We start from the raw sequence: 21810 nt of genomic DNA, 5'->3' as shown, positions 1-21810 counted from the left end.
ATCGCTTGACGTTGGTGGAGCAGGGGTTTCGCGGGACATGTCCCGCGCCTGCGGAACGGTCTGCCCTTGCAAGGGCAGACTCCTTGGCAACACTCAATCTCCGCTCATCGCTTGACGTTGCCGCTCCATGAACTCCTGCAGCGTATCGATCCCGCGCAATTGCAGGATCGTATTGCGCACCGCGGCCTCGAGCAGCACCGCGATGTTGCGGCCGGCTGCCACCGGAATGACGACCTTGCGGATCGGCAGTCCCAGCACTTCTTCGGTCGGGAAATGGAAGGGCAGGCGCTCGACTTCCTCGTCGAGCACGCCGCGTTTTACCAGGTGCACGATCAGTTTCAGGCGCATCTTGCGGCGCACTGCGGTCTCGCCGAAGATCGCCTTGATGTCGAGCAGGCCGAGGCCGCGCACCTCCAGCAGGTTCTGCAGCAGGGGCGGGCAGCGGCCTTCGATCATGTTCGGGGCGATGCGCGAGAATTCGACGGCATCGTCGGCGACCAGACCGTGCGAGCGCGAGATCAGCTCGAGACCGAGCTCGCTTTTGCCGAGGCCGGAATCGCCCGTGATCAGCACGCCGACGCCGAGCACGTCCATGAAGACGCCGTGCATGATCACGCGCTGGGCCAGCTTTTTCGACAGGTATACGCGCAGGAAGTCGATCACCTGGGCCGCCGGCAGCGGGGTCGAAAACAGCGGAATGTTCTGCTCGTCGCAGATGGCGAGGATGTCGGGCGGGGTTTCCAGGCCTTGCGCGATGATCAGCGCCGGCGGGCCGCCGCCGATGAGTTCGCCGATCACGTGGCTGCGCGAACTCGATTTCAGGCGGTGGTAGTAATTCAGTTCCTGGTGTCCGAAGACCTGGATGCGGCCCGGGTGGATCAGGTTCAGGTGGCCGACCTGGTCGGCGGCCGAGGCGACGTCGCCCGAGATCAGCCGCTCGCCCCCCGGAAAGCCGGCGAACCAGCCCAGTTGCAGGCTGTCGCGGTTGTCGTCGTACAGCCGTTGGATGGTGAGCGGAGTCTGCAGCATGGCAAGATCGGTAAGGTTAAACGCGTGGCGGAGAGGACTCCCCTGCGAGTTTAACCCAAGGCCTGCAAGCTAGGTTGCCAGTTGATAATGCGTTCGTGGATCGAGCGCGGATCGGTATCGGTGGCCAGGGCAGTGCGGATCGCTTCGTCCGAGAACAGCTCGGCAATTTCCGACAGGATTTCCAGGTGCTGCTGCGTCACGTGGTCCGGAATCAGGAGGAAGAACAGCAGGCTGACCGGCTGGCCGTCGGGCGATTCGAAGGGGATCGGTGCGGCCAGGCGAACAAACGCGGCGATCGGCTGCTTCAAACTCTTGCTGCCCTTGATGCGTCCGTGCGGCACGGCGACGCCATGGCCGAGGCCGGTCGAACCGAGGCGCTCGCGCGCGAACAGGTTCTCCGAGACGGTCGAACGTGCGATCCCGCAGTTGTTCTCGAAAATCAGTCCGGCCTGTTCAAAGGCGCGCTTCTTGCTCGACACTTCGATGTCGAGCTGGACGTTTTCGAGGGAAAGGATTTTGCTGAGGTTGGTCATTTCACGCTTTTCATAATGCGGCACCAAGGCCGACTTGCGGAGCGGAATTATAGGCCTGTTTTCCGGCCCTGTAATTCGATTTCGCGTCGGTATCCTACGCCTGTCGCCGGATTCTTTCGACCTCTCAGCCACCCTTGTCTTAGCCCTCTTTGCGCTTTCACAAGAGGACGCGCAATTTCCGCAACGAAAAGTGGTAGTGGCTGAATGAATCGAAGGAAAGACGGCGCGTTCGCCGTCTTTTCACCGTCTTTGCATATTAATTATGCATACTGAAGGTAACAATAAAATATCGTTTGTCCGTCGATTCTGTGGCTGGAAAGGTACAACGGTCGTGGCGCCGATTTACTGGCGCGCGCCGCGCAGGTTGTGCGGCCGCCCGGTGCTGAAATTCGCCCGCCACGGATTGATGTCGAGGCCGCCACGGCGGGTGTAGCGCGCGTACACCGCCAGCTTGCTCGGTTTGCACTGGCGCAGGATGTCGATGAAGATGCGCTCGACGCACTGCTCGTGGAATTCATTGTGCTCGCGAAAGCCGATCAGGTAGCGCAGCAGGCCTTCCTGGTCGATTTGCGGACCCACATACTCGATCTGCACGCTGCCCCAGTCCGGCTGGCCGGTGACGAGGCAATTCGATTTCAGCAGGTTCGAGACCAGGGTTTCCTCGACCGGCGCCTCGTCGAAATTGGCGGTGAGCAGGTGCGGCGCCGGCGAATAATCGTCGACTTCGATGTCGAGGCGGTCCAGCGACAGTCCTTCGAGTTCGCCCATTTTGAGCTTGCCGAAATTCTCGGGCTCGACCAGCGTGATGTGGACCGGCGCACCGAAGGCGTTCGACAAGTCCTCGCGCAGCAGGGACAACAGGGCATCCGGACCGGCCACGCGGGTCTGGTTGAAGGAATTGAGGTAGAGCTTGAACGACTTCGATTCGACGATGTTCGGCGAATCGGCCGGCGCGCTGATGGTCGCGATCGCCACCTGCGGCTTGCCGCGCATGTTCAGCCACGACAATTCGTAGGCATTCCAGATGTCCAGGCCGAAGAAGGGCAAGGTACCGGTGATCGCCAGTTCCTCGCGCTTTTGCTGGCGCGGAATCGGGAACAGCAGCTCCGGTGCGTACTGGGTCTGGTAGGCGGAAGATTTTCCAAGTGGCGATTGATCGGGGGTGTTGTGCATGATCTCGTCTCGATGGGCCCGGCGGCGGCAAAGCGGCGTATCGTACACCTTTCCGCGGATGGGTGTGTGTCTGGTCTGCGGTGCGGCAGCCGCATGACGCGTGGGCTCGGAGAGCCCACCCTACGGTGCGCAGCGGTCAAGGACAACGCCCGCGGCTGTGGCGTAACGTAGGGTGGGCTCCCCGAGCCCACGCGTTACGACGGTGCGCAGCGGTCAACGACAACGCCCGCGGCTGTGGCGTAACGTAGGGCGGGCTCCCCGAGCCCACGCGTTACGACGGTGCGCAGCGGTCAACGACAACGCCCGCAGCTGTGGCGTAACGTAGGGTGGGCTCTCCGAGCCCACGCGTTACGTACGTGTCACCGGCCGCTATCACAAGGCAATCACAAGAACAGTTTATAAACCGGATTCGCCGTCTCGTCCCAATACCGGTACCCCAGCGTCGCCAGGAACTGCCGGAACTCGTCCATCTCCCCGCTCGGCACCTGCAGGCCGACCAGGATGCGGCCCACGTCGCCCCCCTGGTTCCGGTAATGGAACAGCGAGATATTCCAGTTCGGCGCCATGCTGTCGAGGAAGCGCATCAGCGCACCCGGACGCTCGGGGAATTCGAAGCGGTACAGCAGCTCGTCCTGGGCCAGTGCGCTTTTGCCGCCGACCAGGTGGCGGATGTGCAGCTTGGCCAGTTCGTCGTGGGTGAGGTCGAGCGTGGCGAAATCGTGCTGCTCGAAGGTGTGGGCCAGCAGGCTCGATTCGCCGCGGCTGCCGACCTGCACGCCCACGAACACGTGCGCCTGGCGCGCATCGCTGATCCGGTACGTAAACTCGGTGACGTTGCGCGGACCGACCAGCGAGCAGAAACGCTTGAAACTGCCGCGCTGCTCGGGAATGGTCACCGCGAACACGGCCTCCCTCGCTTCGCCCAGCTCGGCGCGCTCGGCAACGAAACGCAGGCGATCAAAATTCATGTTGGCGCCGCAGGCGACCGCCACCAGGGACTCGTTCTTCACCGGCTGGCGCGCCATCTGCGAGCGTTCGATATAGGCCTTGGCGCCTGCGATCGCCAGCGCGCCGGCCGGCTCCAGGATGGAACGGGTGTCCTGGAACACGTCCTGGATCGCGGCGCAGATCGCATCGGTGTCGACCAGGATGATCTCGTCCACGACTTGCTGCGCCACGCGGAAGGTCTCTTCGCCCACCAGGCGCACCGCGGTGCCGTCCGAGAACAGGCCGACGTCGGGCAGCGTGATGCGCTCGCCCGCCTTCAAACTTTTCGCCATCGCGTCCGAATCGATCGACTGCACGCCGATGATCTTGATGTCCGGGCGCACCGCTTTCACATAAGCGCCGATGCCCGAGATCAGGCCGCCGCCGCCGATGGCGACGAAGATCGCGTGGATCGGGCTCGAATGCTGGCGCAGGATCTCCATGCCGATCGTGCCCTGGCCGGCAATCACGTCCGGGTCGTCGAAGGGGTGGACGAAGGTCAGCTTCTGCTCGCGCTCGAGCGTGATCGCGTGGTTGTAGGCGTCGGTGTAGGAGTCGCCGTGCAGCACGACCTCGACCGCATTGCCGCCGCGCGATTTGACCGCGTCGATTTTCACCTGCGGTGTCGTGGTCGGCATCACGATTAGCGCACGGCAGCCGAGGCGGGCGGCGGACAGGGCCACGCCTTGCGCGTGGTTGCCGGCCGAGGCGCAGATCACGCCGCGCTTCAGGGCCTCCTGCGACAGGTGCGCCATCTTGTTGTAGGCGCCGCGCAGTTTAAAACTGAACACGCTCTGCATGTCTTCGCGCTTGAAATAGATGCGGTTGCCGAAGCGCTGCGACAGGGTGGGCGCGAGTTCGAGCGGCGTTTCCTGGGCGACGTCGTAGACGCGCGCGGTCAGGATTTTTTTCAAATAGTCGGTTGTCATGATCAAGAAAGGAGAGTGCGTGGCCAGTATCCTGGTTCCTGTGACGCGAGACTGAAAACCTTGGCGGGTGACCTAAGCTGCAGTGCGACACGCCCTCCCGGGTAGCGGGCACGGCGTATCGTGTCGGGGCGATGTGTTTTCCTCATTATAATGGACCTCTCCAATTGCCGAACCTTCACTGATGATCGAAACCGCTGTCCTCTGGCTGCTCAAGGTCCTCGCCGCTCCCACAGTCGGGCTCACGTCGGTCTTTCTCATCGCATTCGTCTCCGCCACCCTGGTGCCGCTCGGTTCCGAGCCGGCCGTATTCGCCGTCGTGAAGGCGAACGAGGCCATGTTCTGGCCGGCGATCATCGTCGCCACCATCGGCAACACCCTGGGCGGTGCGGTCGACTACCTGATCGGCTATCGGGCCAAGATCGCCTTTGCCCGCGAACGCCAGAGCCGCTGGTTCGGCTGGCTGGCGAAGTACGGCTCGAAAACCATGCTGCTGTCCTGGGTGCCGGGAATCGGCGATCCGCTCTGTACGCTGGCCGGCTGGCTGCATTTGCCGTTCTGGTCCTCCGTGATGTACATGGCGATCGGGAAGTTCGGGAGATATCTCACCATGACGGCGGTGCTGCTGTATGTGCCGGACGACGCCTGGCGCAGGGTGGGGGACATGATGACGCGCTTCACCGGCTGATCCGGCTCGCAGGCTTACTTTCGATGCCTGAGAGGATGTTTTTGCGAATCTAATTTGCGTTCGAAGTCGTCTATACGCATTTTGTTGCTTCCCACCTCGGCAGGAAATTGTCTCGGCCCAGCGTTGTGCGGCGCAATAAGCTAAAATGATTGTCCTTCGGGCCAGTCCAAACATCGATCTCATCCATGAACGCCCCAGTCAACATCCAGACCCTGCTCGCCGATAACGCACCGGCGCGCCTGCGCGAAATTCCTTATAACTACACCTCGTTCTCGGACCGCGAAATCGTGATCCGCCTGCTCGGCGAAGCATCGTGGGAGCTGCTCGACCAGCTGCGCGGCGCACGCCAGACCGGGCGCTCCGCGCGCATGCTCTACGAGGTGCTGGGCGACATCTGGGTGGTACGGAGAAATCCCTACCTGCAGGACGACATGCTGGACAACCCGAAGCGCCGCCAGAAGCTGATCGACGCCCTGCATCACCGCCTGGCCGAAGTCGATAAACGCCGCCTGACGGTCGACACGACGGACGGTGGCGATGCCGCAGCGGTGGCCGCGCGCAGCGCCGCCGTCGAGCAGCTGCTGGCCGCCGCGCGCAAGGCCGTCGACGACTTCGGCCGCGAGTTCCGCGACATGTACGACCTGCGCAAGAAGGCGAAATCCGTCCTCGGCGCCTATACCGATAAACGCAATATCCGCTTCGACGGCATGCACCGCGTGTCGCACGTCACCGACGCCACCGACTGGCGCGTCGAATACCCGTTCCTGGTGCTGGTCCCGGACAGCGAGGAAGAGATGGCGGGCCTGGTGAAAGGCTGCATCGAACTCGGGCTGACCATCATCCCGCGCGGCGGCGGCACCGGCTACACCGGCGGCGCCATTCCCCTGACCGCCATGTCGGCCGTGATCAACACGGAAAAGCTGATCGGCCTGGGCGAAGTCGAGATGACGCGCCTGCCCGGCGTGGACCGTGAGTACGCGACCATCCATACCGGCGCCGGCGTCGTCACCCAGCGCGTCTCGCAGGCGGCCGAGAAGGCCGGCTTCGTGTTCGCGGTCGACCCGACCTCGGCCCACGCGTCCTGCATCGGCGGCAATATCGCGATGAACGCGGGCGGCAAGAAGGCCGTCCTGTGGGGCACGGCGCTGGATAACCTGGCCTCGTGGCGCATGGTCGACCCGAACGGCGACTGGCTGGAAGTCACGCGCCTGGAACACAACCTGGGCAAGATCCACGACGCCCCGACCGCCGTCTTTAAACTGGAATGGACCCACCCGGCAGTAAAGGGCGCGCCGAAGGGCGCACCCTTCCGCACCGAGACGCTGACCATCGAGGGCCGCAAGTTCCGCAAGGAGGGCTTGGGTAAGGACGTCACCGACAAATTCCTCTCGGGCCTGCCGGGCATCCAGAAAGAGGGCACCGATGGTTTGATCACCTCGGGGCGCTGGATCCTGCACAAGATGCCGAAGTTTACGCGCACCGTGGCGCTGGAATTCTTCGGCCAGGCGCGCGATGCGATTCCGTCGATCGTCGAGATCAAGGACTACCTCGATTCGCTGCCGAAAAACGGCAAGCCGGAATTCGAGACCCTGCGTCTCGCCGGCCTGGAGCACCTGGACGAACGCTACCTGCGCGCGGTAGGGTATGCCACCAAATCGAAGCGCGGCACGCTGCCGAAAATGGCGTTATTTGGAGATATCGTTGGCGACGACGAGAACGCCGTCGCGATGGCCGCCTCGGAAGTGGTGCGCATCGCGAACACCCGCGTCGGCGAAGGTTTTGTAGCCGTCAGCGCCGAAGCCCGCAAAAAATTCTGGCTCGATCGCGCCCGCACCGCGGCGATTGCCCGCCACACCAACGCCTTTAAAATCAACGAAGACGTCGTCATTCCGCTGAACCGGATGGGCGAGTACACCGACGGCATCGAGCGCATCAACGTCGAGCTGTCGATCAAGAACAAACTGCAGCTGGCCGGCGAACTGCATACCTATCTGTCGGGCGGCCACCTGCCGCTCGAGAAGAGCGACGACGCCACCGGCGACACGGTCGCGCGCGACGAGATCATGGGCGACCGTCCGGAGCAGGCCGTGGCCCTGGTCGAAGCCGTGCAGGCGCGCTGGAACTATGTGCTGGCCAACCTCGACCAGCGCCTGGTCGATGTGCACCACCAGCTCGATGAACTGGGCCTCGGCCACCTGTCGAGCACCTTCGACCTGCGCATCGGCAACCAGCCGGATGCGACCCTGTTCGACGTGGTGCAGGACCACACGCTGCGCATCTCCTGGAAGCAGGACCTGCGCGCGCCGCTGCGCCAGATTTTCAATGGCGCAGCCTACAAATGCATCCTCGACGAGACGACCGCGATCCACAAGCGGGTATTACGCTCGCGCGTCTTCGTGGCCCTGCACATGCACGCCGGCGACGGCAACGTGCACACGAACCTGCCGGTGAACTCGGACGACTACGCGATGCTGCAGGACGCCCATAAAGCCGTCGAGCGCATCATGAAGCTGGCGCGTTCATTGGATGGGGTGATTTCGGGCGAACACGGCATCGGCATCACCAAGCTCGAATTCCTGACGGACGACGAGATCCAGGAATTCCGCGACTACAAACTGCGCGTCGACCCGGAGGGCCGCTTCAACAAGGGCAAGCTGCTCAATCTGAAAGAAGCCCACGCCGACCTGCGCAACGCCTACACGCCGTCTTTCGGCCTGATGGGCCACGAATCGCTGATCATGCAGCAGAGCGACATCGGCGAGATCGCCAATTCGATCAAGGACTGCCTGCGCTGCGGCAAATGCAAGCCGGTCTGCACGACCCACGTGCCGCAGTCGAATTTGCTGTACTCGCCGCGCGACAAGATCCTCGCGACCTCGGCCCTGATCGAAGCCTTCCTCTACGAAGAACAGACCCGCCGCGGCGTCTCGATCCGCCACTGGGAAGAGTTCGAGGACGTGTCCGACCACTGCACCGTGTGCCATAAGTGCGTGACGCCATGCCCGGTCAACATCGACTTCGGCGACGTCTCGATGAACATGCGTAACCTGCTGCGCAAGATGGACAAGCGCAGCTTCAAGCCGGCCAATCGCGCCGCCATGTTCTTCCTGAACGCGACCGATCCGACCACGATCAACGCCACCCGCGCGGCCATGGTCGGCGTCGGTTACAAGGCCCAGCGCCTGGGTAACAGCATCCTCAAGAAATTCGCGAAGGAGCAGACCGCCGCACCGCCGCCGACCACCGGTAAAGCGCCGGTGCGCGAGCAGGTGATCCACTTCATCAACAAGAAGATGCCGGGGAATTTGCCGAAGAAGACGGCGCGCGCGCTGCTCGATATCGAGGACGATAAAGTCATCCCGATCATCCGCAACCCGAAGGCGACCAATGCCGACAGCGAAGCGGTGTTCTACTTCCCGGGCTGCGGTTCCGAGCGCCTGTTCTCGCAAGTCGGTCTCGCAACTCAAGCGATGTTGTGGGAAGTGGGCGTACAGACCGTGCTGCCGCCGGGTTACCTGTGCTGCGGCTATCCGCAGCGCGGCGCCGGCCAGTACGACAAGGCCGACAAGATGATGACGGATAACCGGGTGCTGTTCCACCGCATGGCGAACACCCTGAACTACCTCGACATCAAGACGGTGCTGGTCTCGTGCGGCACCTGTTACGACCAGCTGGCGACCTACGAGTTCGACAAGATCTTCCCGGGCTGCCGCATCATGGACATCCATGAATACCTGCTGGAGAAGGGCGTCAAGCTCGAAGGAGTCGAGGGCACGCGCTACATGTACCACGACCCTTGCCACACGCCGATGAAGATCCAGGATGCGGTCAAGACCGTGAACGAGCTGGTCTCCACCTTCGACAACGTGAAAATCGAAAAGAACGACCGCTGCTGCGGCGAGTCCGGCACCTTTGCCGTGTCGCGTCCGGACATCGCGACCCAGGTCCGCTACCGCAAGGAGAGCGAGATGGAGAAGGGTGCGGCGAAACTGCGCGAAGACGGCTTCGAGGGCGAAGTCAAGATCCTGACCAGCTGCCCGTCCTGCCTGCAGGGCCTGTCGCGCTACAACAATGATGCGAACACGTCGAGCGACTACATCGTCGTCGAGATCGCGAAGCACCTGCTGGGCGAGAACTGGCTGCCGGATTACGTCGCGCGCGCCAACAATGGCGGCATCGAGCGGGTGCTGGTATGACGACTGAGCAGGCCTGCGAGCTGTGCGCATTGAGCGTGCCGACCGTTGCCGCGAACGACAAGTTCGCGGTCATCATCGTCGACGACGCCAATTATCCGGGCTTCTGCCGGGTCATCTGGCGCAAGCACGTGCGCGAGATGAGCGACCTGTCACGCGCGGACCGGCTGCTGCTCAACGAAGCGGTCCATGAAGTGGAAGAGGCGATCCGCGAGGTGATGGCGCCTTCTAAAATCAACGTCGCAAGCCTGGGCAATGTCGTACCGCACCTGCACTGGCATGTGATCCCGCGCTACACTGACGATGCGCACTTCCCTGCTCCCGTGTGGGCGGCGGCGGTGCGCGAAACGGATGCCGCCGTGCTCGATGCACGGCGCGCATTGTTGCCGCAATTGGCCGACGCGATCGCGCGGCGGTTTAACAAAGTTTAAAAAATCATGCCGATTCCAACCGAACTGACCGTCCACCAGAAGTCCCGCCTGCTCGACATCGCCTTTGACGACGGCCGCGCCTTCTCGATTCCTTTCGAACTGATGCGCGTCTACTCGCCGTCGGCCGAAGTGAAGGGGCACGGCCCCGGCCAGGAAACCCTGCAAGTGGGCAAGCGCGAGGTCGGCATCAAGGGTGTCGAGCCGGTCGGCAACTACGCCGTCAAACCGCTGTTCACCGACGGCCACGAGAGCGGCATCTTTACCTGGGATTATTTGTACAAGCTGGGCAATGAGCACGATGCCCTGTGGCAGGACTATCTGAACCGCCTGCACGCGGCCGGCTTCGAGGGAGATAGCGGCCGCGAGCCGGGCACGGTACTGCCGGGTGCGCTGGTGCGCGGCGGCGTCTGCGGCAGCGGGCACAGCCATTAGGCCACGCCGGCCTCAGCCATAAAAAAAGCGCCTGCGAAGGCGCTTTTTTATTGTCGACACCGCGTCAGCCGGGGCCGCGCGATCCGAACATCACTGTGGCTGGATGTTGGCAGCTTGTTTGCCCTTCGGGCCGGTGGTGATCTCGAAGCTCACGCGCTGGTTTTCGGCCAGGGACTTGAAGCCCGGGGTGTTGATTGCCGAGAAGTGCGCGAACAGGTCTTCACCGCCGCCGTCAGGCGTGATGAAACCAAAACCTTTTGCATCGTTGAACCACTTAACAGTGCCAGTCGTCATTTTAATTCCCCAAAAGTTATTTTAATGTGCCTTGTTTCGGCTTGTCGGGAAACCACGAATGACCACCAGCGACTGTCTTAACAAAGCGATATTATTATAGGCACAGTTTCGCGCGTGTGAAGCACAATTAAATGCCGTATTTAAGGTCCAGTTGGCGAGAAACGACAGGCCATCCGTGCTTAGCGCGTGAATTAATGCAACTACGCAAGGAACGTTGTCGGAACTCAGCGAATCAGGCCTTCGCCGTCGCTTTTGACAGCACAGCCACCAGCTGTTCGATCGCATACGGTTTGGCCAGTACCTGCACGCCGGGCACGTCGACCTGCTGTTCGGTGTAGCCGGTGGCGAGGATGACCGGCAGGCCCGGATAGCGCTGGCGCAGGATGCCGGCCAGGTCGACGCCGCTGACCTGGCCCGGCATGACGATGTCGGAAAACACGGCGTCCGGACGCGGGCCGCCTTCGAGCAGGCGCAGGGCCGCTTCGCCGTCCTCGGCCGTCATCACCTCGAAACCGCTCTCGGTCAAGGCGCGCATGACCGCTTCGCGCACCAGGTTATCGTCTTCCACGAACAGGATGGTGCCGCTGCCCTGCGCCGGAGCCGCGCGCTCGTCGATCCCGGGAGCGGCCGCCACGTCCGCGCGGGCGCGCGCCAGGTAAAGGTCGACGCGGGTGCCGATGCCGGGAATGCTGTCGAGGGTGAGCGTACCGCCGGCCTGGGTGGCGAAAGCATAGGCCTGCGGCAGGCCCAGGCCCGTTCCCTGGCCCGGCGGTTTCGTCGTGAAGAAGGGGTCGAGGGCGCGTGCCATGACCGCGGGCGTCATGCCGCTGCCGCTGTCGACCATGCTGACCTGGACGTAGTCGCCCCGGGCCAGGCTGTCGTGGGCGCCGTCGATGCTGATGTTGCGCGCTTCCAGGCGCAGCAAGCCGCCGTTCGGCATGGCGTCGCGCGCGTTCAGGGCCAGGTTCAGCAAGGCCACGTCGAACTGCAGCGGCTCGAGCGTCACCGGCCAGACGCCATCCTCGCAATGCACCTCGACCGCGACGTCGCCGCGCAGCGAACCCTTCATCAGCTGGACGGCGCTGCGCAGCTGCTCGCAGACGTCGACCGTGATCAGGCGCGCTTCCTGCAGGCGGCCGAAGGAACCGAGCTGGCCGGTAAGGGTGGTGGCGCGCGCCACCGTGCGCTGGCAGGTCTGGATCAGGCCCTTGACCTTTTCCTCGCGCGTGGAGAAGGCGGCCAGTTGCAGCGCCGTGGTGAGCGTCTGCAGCAGGTTGTTGTACTCGTGGGCGATGCCGCCGGTGAGGCGTCCGAGCGCTTCCAGCTTCTGGTTCTTCAGGAGCGCGCTCTGGGCGCGCTCGGTGGCGGCGATCGCGGCGGCGACGCGCGCTTCCATCTCCGTCTGGCCATGGCGGATGCGGGTGCTGGCCTCGGCCAGGTGCTGCGCCACGCTGTCGAGCTCGGCCCAGCCGGCGGCGGCGTAGCGCACCTCGGCGCCGTCGCCGAGCGCTTTCGCACTCTGTCCGAGCGCTTCGATCGGGGCGATGGCGCGGTTGGCGAAACGGCGGGCGGCGACCAGGCCCGCGATCAGCAGCAGCGCCATGACGCCGCCGAGCAGGGCGGCCGCGCGCAGCGGCGCTTCCCGCAACTCGCTGCGCGGGACGCTGAGCAGGATTTTCCAGTCGGATGCCGGCACGGTGCTGGCGAACACGCGCGATTCGACGCCGTCGAGCGAGCGCGATTCGAACATCTGGTCGCCCGGGCGCGCCAGGCGCTCCAGCGTGGCCGCACGCACCGGCTTGCCCACATACAGTTCCGGCGTGCGCGAACGGGCGACGACGATGCCGTTGCGGTCGACGATGGTGGCGAGCCAGGCCTGCGGCAGGCGCTGGCGCTGCAGCAGGCGGTCCAGCGTGCCGGCGTTGACCCCCACGGACAGCAGGTAGCGGATGCGCTCGCCCGACTTGACCGGCACCTGCACCGCGAAATCGTAACGCCCCGTCAGTTTCGACCTGAACAGGTCGGAGACCAGGGTGCGGTCGGCGCCGTAGCGCCCCATCAGCTGGCCGATATTCGATGCGCCGCGCAGCGGCAGCGGCTCGCCGTAGGACAGGCGGCTGTTGAGCAGGGGACGGCCGTCGAGGTCGAACAGCACCACCGCCGAGGCCGGCGGGGGCGCGACCCGGCGCGCGTGTTCGTGGAAGGTGTCAAGGCGGCCGTCCTGCAGGGCCGGGGAGCCGGCCAGTGCGCGCAGCAGCGTTTCCCGGGTGCCGATTTCGTTGTCGATCAGCAGCGCCATCGCACGCGCGGTCTCGGCCATGCTGCGGTTCTGCGCTTGCTGGGCGTCGTGGTAGACATAGGCGACGGCGAGCGCCGCCGCAATGAAGGAAGGAACCAGGATCGACAGCACAAGCAGCAGGAAACGGGTCCTGGTTCGCATGAAATTATTGTTGCCAATAGGAAAAAAAGGTGAGGGGAGAGATTATACAAGAGCTAACAATGTGCTGTCGCACCAATGCTTGCGCCCACCCGCGGCCGCGGCGGGCGCCCCATGGCGGGCGCGCTTGTATAATGTGGCAAGATCAAACAGCCAACGCCCTATGACCAACCAAACCCATTTCGGCTATAAAACCGTTTCCGAGGACGAGAAGGTCCACGAGGTCGCCAAGGTATTCCATTCGGTCGCATCGAAATACGACGTGATGAACGACCTCATGTCCGGCGGCCTGCACCGGCTCTGGAAGACTTTTACCATTGCCCAGGCGGGCGTGCGTCCGGGCTTCAAGGTGCTCGACATCGCCGGCGGTACCGGCGACTTGTCGAAGGCTTTCGCGAAGCAGGCGGGGCCGAGCGGGGAAGTCTGGCTCACCGACATCAACGAGTCGATGCTGCGCGTGGGCCGCGACCGTCTATTGAATAAGGGTCTGGTCACCCCCACCTTGCTGTGTGACGCCGAAAAGCTGCCTTTCCCGGACAATTATTTCGACCGGGTCAGCGTTGCCTTTGGCCTGCGCAACATGACGCACAAGGACCAGGCGCTGGCGGAAATGCGCCGCGTCCTGAAACCGGGCGGCAAGCTGCTGGTGCTGGAGTTCTCGAAAGTGGCGGCGCCGCTGCAAAAGCCGTACGACGTGTATTCGTTCTCGGTGCTGCCATGGCTGGGTCAGCGCATCGCAGGCGACAGCGAAAGCTACCGTTACCTGGCCGAATCGATCCGCATGCACCCGGACCAGGAAACGCTGAAGGGCATGATGGAAACGGCAGGGCTGGAGCGCGTGCAGTACTTCAACCTGACGGCGGGTGTGGCGGCACTGCACACCGGTATCAAACTTTAAGGGGACATTCGCATGAAAAAATTCCTGGTCACGATGGTGCTGGCGCTGACCGCTACCGCCATGATTTCCGAGGCGATTGCGCGTCCGATGGGCGGGCGCCGTTCGATCGGCCGCCAGTCGCAGACCGTGCGCCAGATGCCGGCCCCGGCACCTGCGCCGATGACGCCGATGAATCGCCAGGCTGCCCAGCCTGCGCCGGCCGCGCCGATGGCCGGTGCCGCCGGTGCGCGCGGCATGCAGCCGCAGCGTCCGAGCATGTGGAAAGGCCTGCTGGGCGGCGCGCTGCTCGGCCTCGGCCTGGGCGCGCTGTTCTCGCACCTCGGTATCGGCGGCGCGATGGCCTCGATGCTGTCGACCCTCCTGATGCTGGCCCTGCTCGCCTTTGCCGTGATGTTCATCGTCCGCATGTTCCGCCGCAAGGACACGCCGGCCAATGCCCAGTTCCAGGGCGGCGATTTCAACCAGCCGGTGCCGGCCGGCATGACGCCGGAAATCGGTTCGGGCCTGCAGCAGCCATACCAGCCTCAGTCGTTCGGCAATTCCCAGCCAACATCGGGCGTCTCGCTGAACAAGGCCGGCCCTGCCGCGCACACCCCGTGGGGCGTGCCGGCCGACTTCGACACCGAGGCCTTCCTGCGCCATGCGAAATCCTCCTTCATCCGGATGCAGGCCGCCTGGGACAAGGGTGATGTCGCCGACCTGCGCGAATTCACGACGCCGGAAGTGTTCGCCGAACTGAAAATGCAGATCGCCGAACGCGGCGCGAATGCCGATTTCACGGATGTCGTCTCGATCGAGGCCCAGCTGCTCGGCATCGAAACGACGGCCACCGACTACCTGGCCAGCGTCCAGTTCAACGCCATGATCCGCACCGCCCCGAACGCGCCGGCCGAGCCCATGGCTGAAGTCTGGAACATGGAAAAGCCGCTGTCGGGCAATACTGGTTGGGTGTTGGCTGGTATCCAGCAGCTGGCGTGATTTCTGTAAAGTTTCCCGTGCGCCCGGGTTTGACCCCGGCAAACTGGTAAGATCGAAGCCGCCCGCGTCACAACGGGCGGTTTTGTTTTTTAGCGACCCATTTTATGTCACCGAGCCCCTTATTTTTGTCGCCGCAACGCGCCTTGAGCGCCTCCGCCGTCGCCACGATCAACCACTTGCTGGCTGACGAGGCCTGGGCACGCGCGTCCCTGCAGCGCCACGCCGGCAAGATCGCCGTCATCGATACCGGCCATCTGGCATTGCGCCTGCGCGTGGGCGCCGACGGCCTGCTCGAAGCGGGGCTCCCTGATGCGGTGCCGAACGTCACCATCCACGTCAAGCTGGCCGACCTGCCGCTGATCGCGCAGAACCGCGAGCGCGCCTTTTCCTATGTGCGCATCGAGGGCGATGCCGAGTTCGCCAACACGATTTCCCAGCTCAGCCGCAGCCTGCGCTGGGAGCCCGAGCACGACCTGGAGCGCCTGTTCGGCCCGATCGGCGCGAACCGCCTGGCCGGCGGTGTTCGCAGCGCCTTTGCCAACGTGAATGCCACCGGACGGCGCCTGGCCGAGAACCTGGCCGAATTCCTGGTCGAGGAACGGCCGGTGCTGATCCGTCCCGGCGAGGTCGATGCCTTCGGTGCCGACGTGGTGCGCCTGCGCGACGATGTCGAACGCACGGCCAAGCGCGTTGCCCGGCTGGAACAACTGCTCAAGCAAGCCCCCATTCCGACAACCCGCCCGAGCGGGGACCCCACCCTGGACAGCTGATGATATTGAAATTCCTGCGCCTGCTTAAAATCTTCACGGTCGCAACCAAGTACGGCCTCGATGAAATTGCAATGTCCGGCTTCGACGCGCCGCGCACCGCGCGCTTCGTCAGCGGTATGTTCTTCTGGCGCAAACGGATCACGACCCCGCGCGGGATCCGGCTGCGCCTCGCCCTCGAGGAACTCGGGCCGATTTTCATTAAATTCGGCCAGGTGCTGTCGACCCGGCGCGACCTGATGCCGCCCGATATCGCGGACGAATTGTCGCGGCTGCAGGACCGGGTCCCACCCTTCCCATCCGACCAGGCCATCGCCCAGATCACGGCCTCGCTCGGCGCGCATCCCGATCAATTGTTTGCCAGTTTCGATCCGGTTCCGGTCGCCTCGGCCTCGATCGCCCAGGTCCACTTCGCGACCCTCAAGAACGGCAAGGAAGTGGCGATCAAGGTGCTGCGTCCCGGCATGAAGAAGACCATCGACGAAGACATCGCATTGATGTACATGGCCACCGGCCTGATCGAGCGCGTCTGGGCCGAAAGCCGCAGGCTCAAACCGCGCGAAGTCGTGGCCGAGTTCGACAAATACCTGCACGACGAACTCGACCTGATGCGCGAGGCCGCCAACGCCGCCCAGCTGCGCCGCAATTTCGCGGATTCGGAATTGCTGATGGTCCCGGAAATGTACTGGGACTATTGCTCCAGCAGCGTGATCGTCATGGAGCGCATGAACGGCATCCCGGTGTCGCAGATCGACCGCCTGGCGGCCGAAGGGGTCGACCTGAAAAAGCTGTCGAGCGACGGCGTCGAGATCTTTTTCACGCAAGTTTTTCGGGACGGCTTTTTTCATGCGGACATGCATCCCGGCAACATTCTGGTGTCCATCGATCCGGCCACCTTCGGCCGCTACATCGCGCTCGACTTCGGCATCGTCGGCACGCTGAACGATTTCGACAAGGATTACCTGTCGCAGAATTTCCTCGCCTTCTTCCGGCGCGACTACAAGCGGGTGGCCGAGGCCCACATCGAATCGGGCTGGGCGCCGCGCAATACCCGCGTCGACGAACTCGAATCAGCCGTGCGCGCCTGCTGCGAGCCGATCTTCGACCGTCCATTGAAGGACATTTCCTTCGGCCAGATCCTGCTGCGCCTGTTCCAGACCTCGCGCCGCTTCAATGTCGAGGTCCAGCCGCAACTGGTGCTGCTGCAAAAGACCCTGCTCAACATCGAGGGACTCGGCCGCCAGCTCGACCCGGACCTCGACCTGTGGAAGACCGCGAAGCCGTATCTGGAGCGCTGGATGGGCGAGCAGGTCGGCTGGCGCGGCCTGGTCGAGCGTTTAAAGGCCGAGGCGCCGCGCTACGCCCACATCTTCCCGCAACTGCCGCGCCTGGCGCACCGCGCGCTCGAACAGCATGCGCAACCGCACGCGGCCACCCAGGATCTGTTGACCATGCTGGTGCTGGAACAGCGCCGCACCAACCGCCTGATCGGTTTTGTCGCCTGGCTGGCCGGGGGCATTGCATCGGGCATCATCTTCGCCGCCCTGTTCGCGCGCTATGGCCAGCACCTCTGACATTCCGACTTTTAAAAGCCGCGATCCGCTGAGCCCGGACTTCTGGGACGAACGGTTTGAAGGCGCATTCACGCCCTGGGACCTGGGCGGGGTGCCGCAGGCGCTGCGCGATTTCGTGGGGCGCAACAAGACGCCGCGCACGGTGCTGATCCCCGGCTGCGGCAATGGCTACGAACTTGTCTGTTTTTCCGAAGCCGGGTGGGAAGCCACTGCCATCGATTTCTCGCCGGCCGCCGTGCTGCGCGCACGCCGGCTGGTCGGGCCCTGGGCGCCGCGCGTGGTGGAAGCCGATTTCTTCGCCTGGCAGGCGGCGCGTCCGCTCGACCTGATCTACGAGCGTGCCTTCCTGTGTGCACTGCCGCCCGCCATGCGGCCGCACGTGGCGGCGCGCTGGGCCGACCTGCTGGCGCCGGGCGGGGAGCTGGCCGGCTTCTTCTTTTTCGGCCACTCTCCGAAGGGACCGCCGTTCGGCATCGCGCGCACGGAGCTGGAAGCTTTATTAGCGCCCGATTTCGAACTGGTGGAAGAAGGGGAGGTCGTCGATTCGCTGCCCGTCTTTGCCGGACAGGAGCGCTGGATGGTGTGGCGCCGGCGTTGAGTGTGACCGCGTGGGCACAGGGTGCCCACCCTACAACTTCGCGGCCTCGCCCTTGTAGGGTGGGCACTCCGTGCCCACGCGGTACAACGCATGCACAGCCCGGTAAGCAAGGCAAAAAAAATGCCCGCATACGCGGGCTGGTAACTGCAGCATTCTTGTACGGCCAGGCGGCGATGAGACATCGCGCCAACTTCTGTTTCTTGGACCTAGTCCCGCTGGCTTGACGCCCGGCGGCAGCTTGCGCTGTCGAAGATGCTATTTAAACAGCTGAGTTGATTTTGGGCAAATGAATTGGCTGAAATGCTGATTAAAAACAACAGTTCGCGGAGTTGCTGCTTTCGTGGGCAATCCAGTGTATGCCCGGCGGGGCCATCAATCCGTCAGAGCCCGCTAAAACCTTTATAATTCAGGGTTTTGAAGATTTTTGCGGAGTATCACAATGCCGATTTACGCTTACCGCTGCGATGAATGCGGTTTTTCCAAAGATGTACTGCAAAAAATTTCCGACCCGGTCCTGACGACCTGCCTGTCGTGCGGCAAGGATGCGTTCAAGAAGCAGGTCACCGCCGCCGGTTTCCAGCTCAAGGGCACCGGCTGGTATGTCACCGACTTCCGCGGCGGCAAAGCGCCGCCTACCGGCACCGCGCCTGCCGCCGGTGCAGCTACCGCCGCCCCGACTGCGGAAAGCGCCTCGACCGGCAGCAGCGCGGCGGCCACCCCGGCACCGGCAACGCCTGCGAAGAGCGAGCCGAGCGCGTCCTGACGCCACCCTGCGGCCCCCGCGCCGCAGCAATAAGAATAATGAGAATTCGATGCGCAAATATTTCCTGACCGGCTTACTGATCCTCGTGCCCCTGGCGATCACCGCCTGGGTGCTGAGCATGGTCATCGGCACCCTCGACCAGTCGCTGATGTTCGTCCCGCAGCGCTGGCAGCCGCGCACCCTGATCGGCTTCGACATCCCCGGTATCGGGGCGATCCTGACGCTGGCGATCGTCTTCGTCACCGGCCTGCTGACGAATAACCTGGTCGGCAAGTACATCGTGCGCATCGGCGAACGGCTGCTGAAACGCATCCCGGTCGTCAGCTCGCTCTACGGCAGCGTGAAGCAGGTGTCCGATACCCTGTTTTCGTCTTCCGGCAACGCCTTCCGCCAGGCCGTGCTGATCCCGTATCCGCACGCCGATTCCTGGACGATCGCCTTCCTCACCGGCATTCCCGGCGGCGACGTCAAGAATCACCTGGTCGGCGAGTACGTCAGCGTCTACGTGCCGACCACCCCGAACCCGACCTCGGGCTTTTTCCTGATGATGGAACGCAGCAAAGTCGTCGAGCTGAACATGACGGTCGATGCTGCGCTGAAGTACATCGTGTCGATGGGCGTGGTAGCACCCGAATAAGCCTCCCGAGCGGACTACAATAAGCAAAATCAAAGCCGCTGCTGGCGGCAACCGATACACCAACTTGGAATAGAGAAAATATGTCCTCCATGCGTACCAACTATTGCGGCCTCGTCACCGAAGAACTGCTGGGCCAAACCGTCAGCCTGTGCGGCTGGGTACACCGCCGCCGCGACCACGGTGGCGTCATCTTCATCGACCTGCGCGACCGCGAAGGCCTGGTGCAGGTCGTCTGCCATCCGGACAATGCCGATGTGTTCAAGGCCGCCGAGCACGTGCGCAACGAGTACTGCCTGCGCATCACCGGCACCGTGACCAACCGCCTGGAAGGGACCGCCAATGCCAACCTGAAGTCGGGCAAGATCGAAATCAACGCCACCTCGGTCGAAGTGCTGAACGCCTCGGTGCCGGTGCCGTTCCAGCTGGACGACGACAACCTGTCGGAAACGACCCGCCTGACCCACCGCGTGCTCGACCTGCGCCGCGGCCAGATGCAGCGCAACCTGCGCCTGCGTTATAAAGTGTCGATGGAAGTGCGTAAATACCTCGACAACCTGGGCTTCATCGACATCGAGACCCCGATGCTGACCAAGTCGACCCCGGAAGGCGCGCGCGACTACCTGGTCCCTTCGCGCGTCAATCCGGGCAACTTCTTCGCGCTGCCGCAGTCGCCGCAGCTGTTCAAGCAGCTGCTGATGGTCGCCAACTTCGACCGTTACTACCAGATCACCAAGTGCTTCCGCGACGAAGACCTGCGCGCCGACCGCCAGCCGGAATTCACGCAGATCGACTGCGAAACCTCCTTCCTGACCGAACAGGAAATCCGTGACCTGTTCGAAGACATGATGCGTGTCGTCTTCAAGAACGCCGCCGACATCGAGCTGCCGAACCCGTTCCCGGTCATGGACTTCGCCACCGCCATGGGCATGTACGGCTCGGACAAGCCGGACATGCGCGTCAAGCTGGAATTCACCGAACTGACCGAGCTGATGAAGTCGGTCGAGTTCAAGGTTTTCAACAGCGCCGCCAACATGACCGGCGGCCGTGTCGTCGGCCTGCGCGTGCCGCAAGGCGGCTCGATGCCGCGTTCGGAAATCGACGCCTACACCCAGTTCGTCGCCATCTACGGCGCCAAGGGCCTGGCCTACATCAAGGTCAACGAGAAGGCCAAGGGCCGCGAAGGCCTGCAGTCGCCGATCGTGAAAAACATCTCGGACGAGGTGCTGGCCCAGATCCTGGAACTGACGGGCGCGCAGGACGGCGACCTGATCTTCTTCGGTGCGGATAAAGCCAAGGTCGTCAACGACGCCATCGGCGCCCTGCGCGTGAAAATCGGCCACTCGGAATTCGGCAAGAAGGCCGGCCTGTTCGAAGACACCTGGAGCCCGCTGTGGGTGATCGACTTCCCGATGTTCGAGCACGACGAAGAGTCGAACCGCTGGACCGCGACCCACCACCCGTTCACGGCCCCGAAAGACGGCCATGAAGACATGCTGGAAACCAATCCGGGCGCCTGCATCGCCAAGGCCTACGACATGGTCCTGAACGGCTGGGAAATGGGCGGCGGCTCGATCCGTATCCACCGCGAAGAAGTGCAGAGCAAGGTCTTCCGCGCCCTGAAGATCGACGCCGAAGAAGCGCAGCTGAAGTTCGGCTTCCTGCTCGACGCCCTGCAATACGGCGCGCCGCCGCACGGTGGCCTGGCCTTCGGCCTGGACCGCCTGGTCACGCTGATGACGGGTTCGGAATCGATCCGCGACGTGATCGCCTTCCCGAAGACCCAGCGCGCGCAAGACCTGCTGACCAACGCGCCGTCCGAAGTCGACGAGAAGCAACTCAAGGAACTGCACATCCGCCTGCGCAACGAGCCGAAAGTCGGGTAATCACGCTCGGCCGTATGGCTGGGTAGAATAGGGGCCGGCGCATCGACGATGCGCCGGCCCTTTTATTTTCGCTTTTAGTTTTCCCACGGAGAAGTCCCGCGTGCACAAGATTCCTGAATCGGTCCTCGTCGTGATCCACACGCGTGAAATGGAAGTGCTGCTGATCGAGCGCGCCGACCGGCCCGGCTTCTGGCAGTCCGTTACCGGCTCGCTCGACGCGCTGGACGAGCCGCTGCTGACCACCGCTACGCGCGAACTGTTCGAGGAAACCGGGATCGTGGCCGACGGCGAGCGCATCCGCCTGCAGGACTGGAACCTGTCGAACATCTACGAGATCTATCCGACCTGGCGCCATCGCTACGCGCCCGGCGTCACCCACAACACCGAGCACGTGTTTTCAGTCTGCGTGCCGCGCGATATCCCGATTATCCTGAGCCCGCGCGAACACCTGCGCCACGCCTGGCTCCCCTTGCTGGAAGCGGCGGACCGCTGTTTTTCGTCGTCGAATGCGGAAGCCATTCTGCAGTTGCCCAGGCATGCGCGATCGGGTGGGGCCGACACCTGACAAGGCCGGAATTTGTCGGCCAGA

At 63.5% G+C, this 21810-nt stretch carries 19 protein-coding genes; 13 read left to right on the top strand and 6 right to left on the bottom strand.

All coding sequences use genetic code 11. The annotated features are described in order from the left end of the window. Positions 1-93: 93 nt before the first annotated feature. The 4 genes from hprK to ilvA form a co-directional block, all read right to left on the bottom strand. Positions 94-1029, bottom strand: coding sequence for an HPr(Ser) kinase/phosphatase (gene hprK, locus LPB04_RS03515; RefSeq protein ID WP_056345175.1), 936 nt, complete (start codon positions 1027-1029; stop codon positions 94-96). Positions 1030-1079: 50 nt separating this feature from the next. After that, a complete protein-coding gene (locus tag LPB04_RS03510; RefSeq protein WP_056345172.1) occupies positions 1080-1562 on the bottom strand; it encodes a PTS sugar transporter subunit IIA in 483 nt (160 codons plus the stop codon). A gap of 342 nt (positions 1563-1904) precedes the next feature. Further along, positions 1905-2735: an NADPH-dependent 7-cyano-7-deazaguanine reductase QueF gene (queF, locus tag LPB04_RS03505; protein WP_193687405.1), complete on the bottom strand. Its 831-nt coding sequence runs from the start codon at positions 2733-2735 to the stop codon at positions 1905-1907. Between the two features lie 383 nt (positions 2736-3118). After that, the gene (ilvA, locus tag LPB04_RS03500) at positions 3119-4651 is read right to left on the bottom strand and encodes a threonine ammonia-lyase, biosynthetic (RefSeq protein WP_193687404.1); all 1533 of its coding nucleotides are present in this window, start codon (positions 4649-4651) and stop codon (positions 3119-3121) included. 181 nt (positions 4652-4832) lie between these two features. On the opposite strand from ilvA, the gene LPB04_RS03495 reads away from it, so the two are divergent. From LPB04_RS03495 to LPB04_RS03480, 4 genes are all read left to right on the top strand, one after another. Beyond that, on the top strand, positions 4833-5336 hold the full coding sequence (locus LPB04_RS03495; protein ID WP_193687403.1) for a YqaA family protein: 504 nt from the start codon (positions 4833-4835) through the stop codon (positions 5334-5336). A gap of 185 nt (positions 5337-5521) precedes the next feature. Further along, the gene (locus LPB04_RS03490; RefSeq protein WP_193687402.1) at positions 5522-9532 is read left to right on the top strand and encodes a DUF3683 domain-containing protein; all 4011 of its coding nucleotides are present in this window, start codon (positions 5522-5524) and stop codon (positions 9530-9532) included. After that, entirely contained in the window at positions 9529-9960 is a 432-nt protein-coding gene (locus LPB04_RS03485) for an HIT family protein (protein ID WP_193687401.1), read from the top strand. The genes LPB04_RS03490 and LPB04_RS03485 overlap by 4 nt, the downstream gene beginning before the upstream one ends. A gap of 6 nt (positions 9961-9966) precedes the next feature. Next, positions 9967-10392 (top strand): gamma-butyrobetaine hydroxylase-like domain-containing protein, encoded by a 426-nt coding sequence (locus tag LPB04_RS03480; protein WP_193687400.1) that lies wholly within the window; start codon positions 9967-9969, stop codon positions 10390-10392. 90 nt (positions 10393-10482) lie between these two features. On the opposite strand, the gene LPB04_RS03475 is transcribed toward LPB04_RS03480, so the two are convergent. Continuing rightward, positions 10483-10686, bottom strand: coding sequence for a cold-shock protein (locus LPB04_RS03475; RefSeq protein WP_056345149.1), 204 nt, complete (start codon positions 10684-10686; stop codon positions 10483-10485). A gap of 232 nt (positions 10687-10918) precedes the next feature. Next, positions 10919-13126 carry a hybrid sensor histidine kinase/response regulator gene (locus LPB04_RS03470; protein ID WP_193687399.1) on the bottom strand — a complete coding sequence of 736 codons (2208 nt, stop codon included), beginning with the start codon at positions 13124-13126 and terminating at the stop codon, positions 10919-10921. Positions 13127-13286: 160 nt separating this feature from the next. Between LPB04_RS03470 and ubiE the strand changes: the two genes are divergently transcribed. From ubiE to nudB, 9 genes are all read left to right on the top strand, one after another. Then, positions 13287-14021 (top strand): bifunctional demethylmenaquinone methyltransferase/2-methoxy-6-polyprenyl-1,4-benzoquinol methylase UbiE, encoded by a 735-nt coding sequence (gene ubiE, locus LPB04_RS03465; RefSeq protein ID WP_193687398.1) that lies wholly within the window; start codon positions 13287-13289, stop codon positions 14019-14021. A gap of 12 nt (positions 14022-14033) precedes the next feature. Beyond that, on the top strand, positions 14034-14999 hold the full coding sequence (locus tag LPB04_RS03460) for a Tim44 domain-containing protein (RefSeq protein WP_193687397.1): 966 nt from the start codon (positions 14034-14036) through the stop codon (positions 14997-14999). A gap of 104 nt (positions 15000-15103) precedes the next feature. Next, positions 15104-15769 carry a ubiquinone biosynthesis accessory factor UbiJ gene (locus LPB04_RS03455; RefSeq protein ID WP_193687396.1) on the top strand — a complete coding sequence of 222 codons (666 nt, stop codon included), beginning with the start codon at positions 15104-15106 and terminating at the stop codon, positions 15767-15769. A 2-nt stretch (positions 15770-15771) separates the two neighbouring features. After that, the gene (gene ubiB, locus LPB04_RS03450) at positions 15772-17340 is read left to right on the top strand and encodes a ubiquinone biosynthesis regulatory protein kinase UbiB (protein WP_407943894.1); all 1569 of its coding nucleotides are present in this window, start codon (positions 15772-15774) and stop codon (positions 17338-17340) included. Continuing rightward, on the top strand, positions 17324-17938 hold the full coding sequence (locus LPB04_RS03445; RefSeq protein ID WP_193687394.1) for a methyltransferase domain-containing protein: 615 nt from the start codon (positions 17324-17326) through the stop codon (positions 17936-17938). The genes ubiB and LPB04_RS03445 overlap by 17 nt, the downstream gene beginning before the upstream one ends. 439 nt (positions 17939-18377) lie before the next feature. After that, the gene (locus tag LPB04_RS03440) at positions 18378-18701 is read left to right on the top strand and encodes an FmdB family zinc ribbon protein (protein ID WP_193687393.1); all 324 of its coding nucleotides are present in this window, start codon (positions 18378-18380) and stop codon (positions 18699-18701) included. 49 nt (positions 18702-18750) lie between these two features. Continuing rightward, the gene (locus tag LPB04_RS03435; protein ID WP_193687392.1) at positions 18751-19338 is read left to right on the top strand and encodes a DUF502 domain-containing protein; all 588 of its coding nucleotides are present in this window, start codon (positions 18751-18753) and stop codon (positions 19336-19338) included. Between the two features lie 89 nt (positions 19339-19427). Further along, the gene (gene aspS / locus LPB04_RS03430; RefSeq protein ID WP_193688843.1) at positions 19428-21221 is read left to right on the top strand and encodes an aspartate--tRNA ligase; all 1794 of its coding nucleotides are present in this window, start codon (positions 19428-19430) and stop codon (positions 21219-21221) included. Between the two features lie 100 nt (positions 21222-21321). Then, positions 21322-21786 carry a dihydroneopterin triphosphate diphosphatase gene (nudB, locus tag LPB04_RS03425; protein ID WP_193687391.1) on the top strand — a complete coding sequence of 155 codons (465 nt, stop codon included), beginning with the start codon at positions 21322-21324 and terminating at the stop codon, positions 21784-21786. The last annotated feature ends 24 nt before the right edge of the window (positions 21787-21810 follow it).

This window comes from Massilia litorea (assembly GCF_015101885.1).
Taxonomy (GTDB): domain Bacteria; phylum Pseudomonadota; class Gammaproteobacteria; order Burkholderiales; family Burkholderiaceae_D; genus Telluria; species Telluria litorea.
Note: the sequence above shows the minus strand (reverse complement) of the source record. Positions and strands in the feature narration are given on the sequence as shown.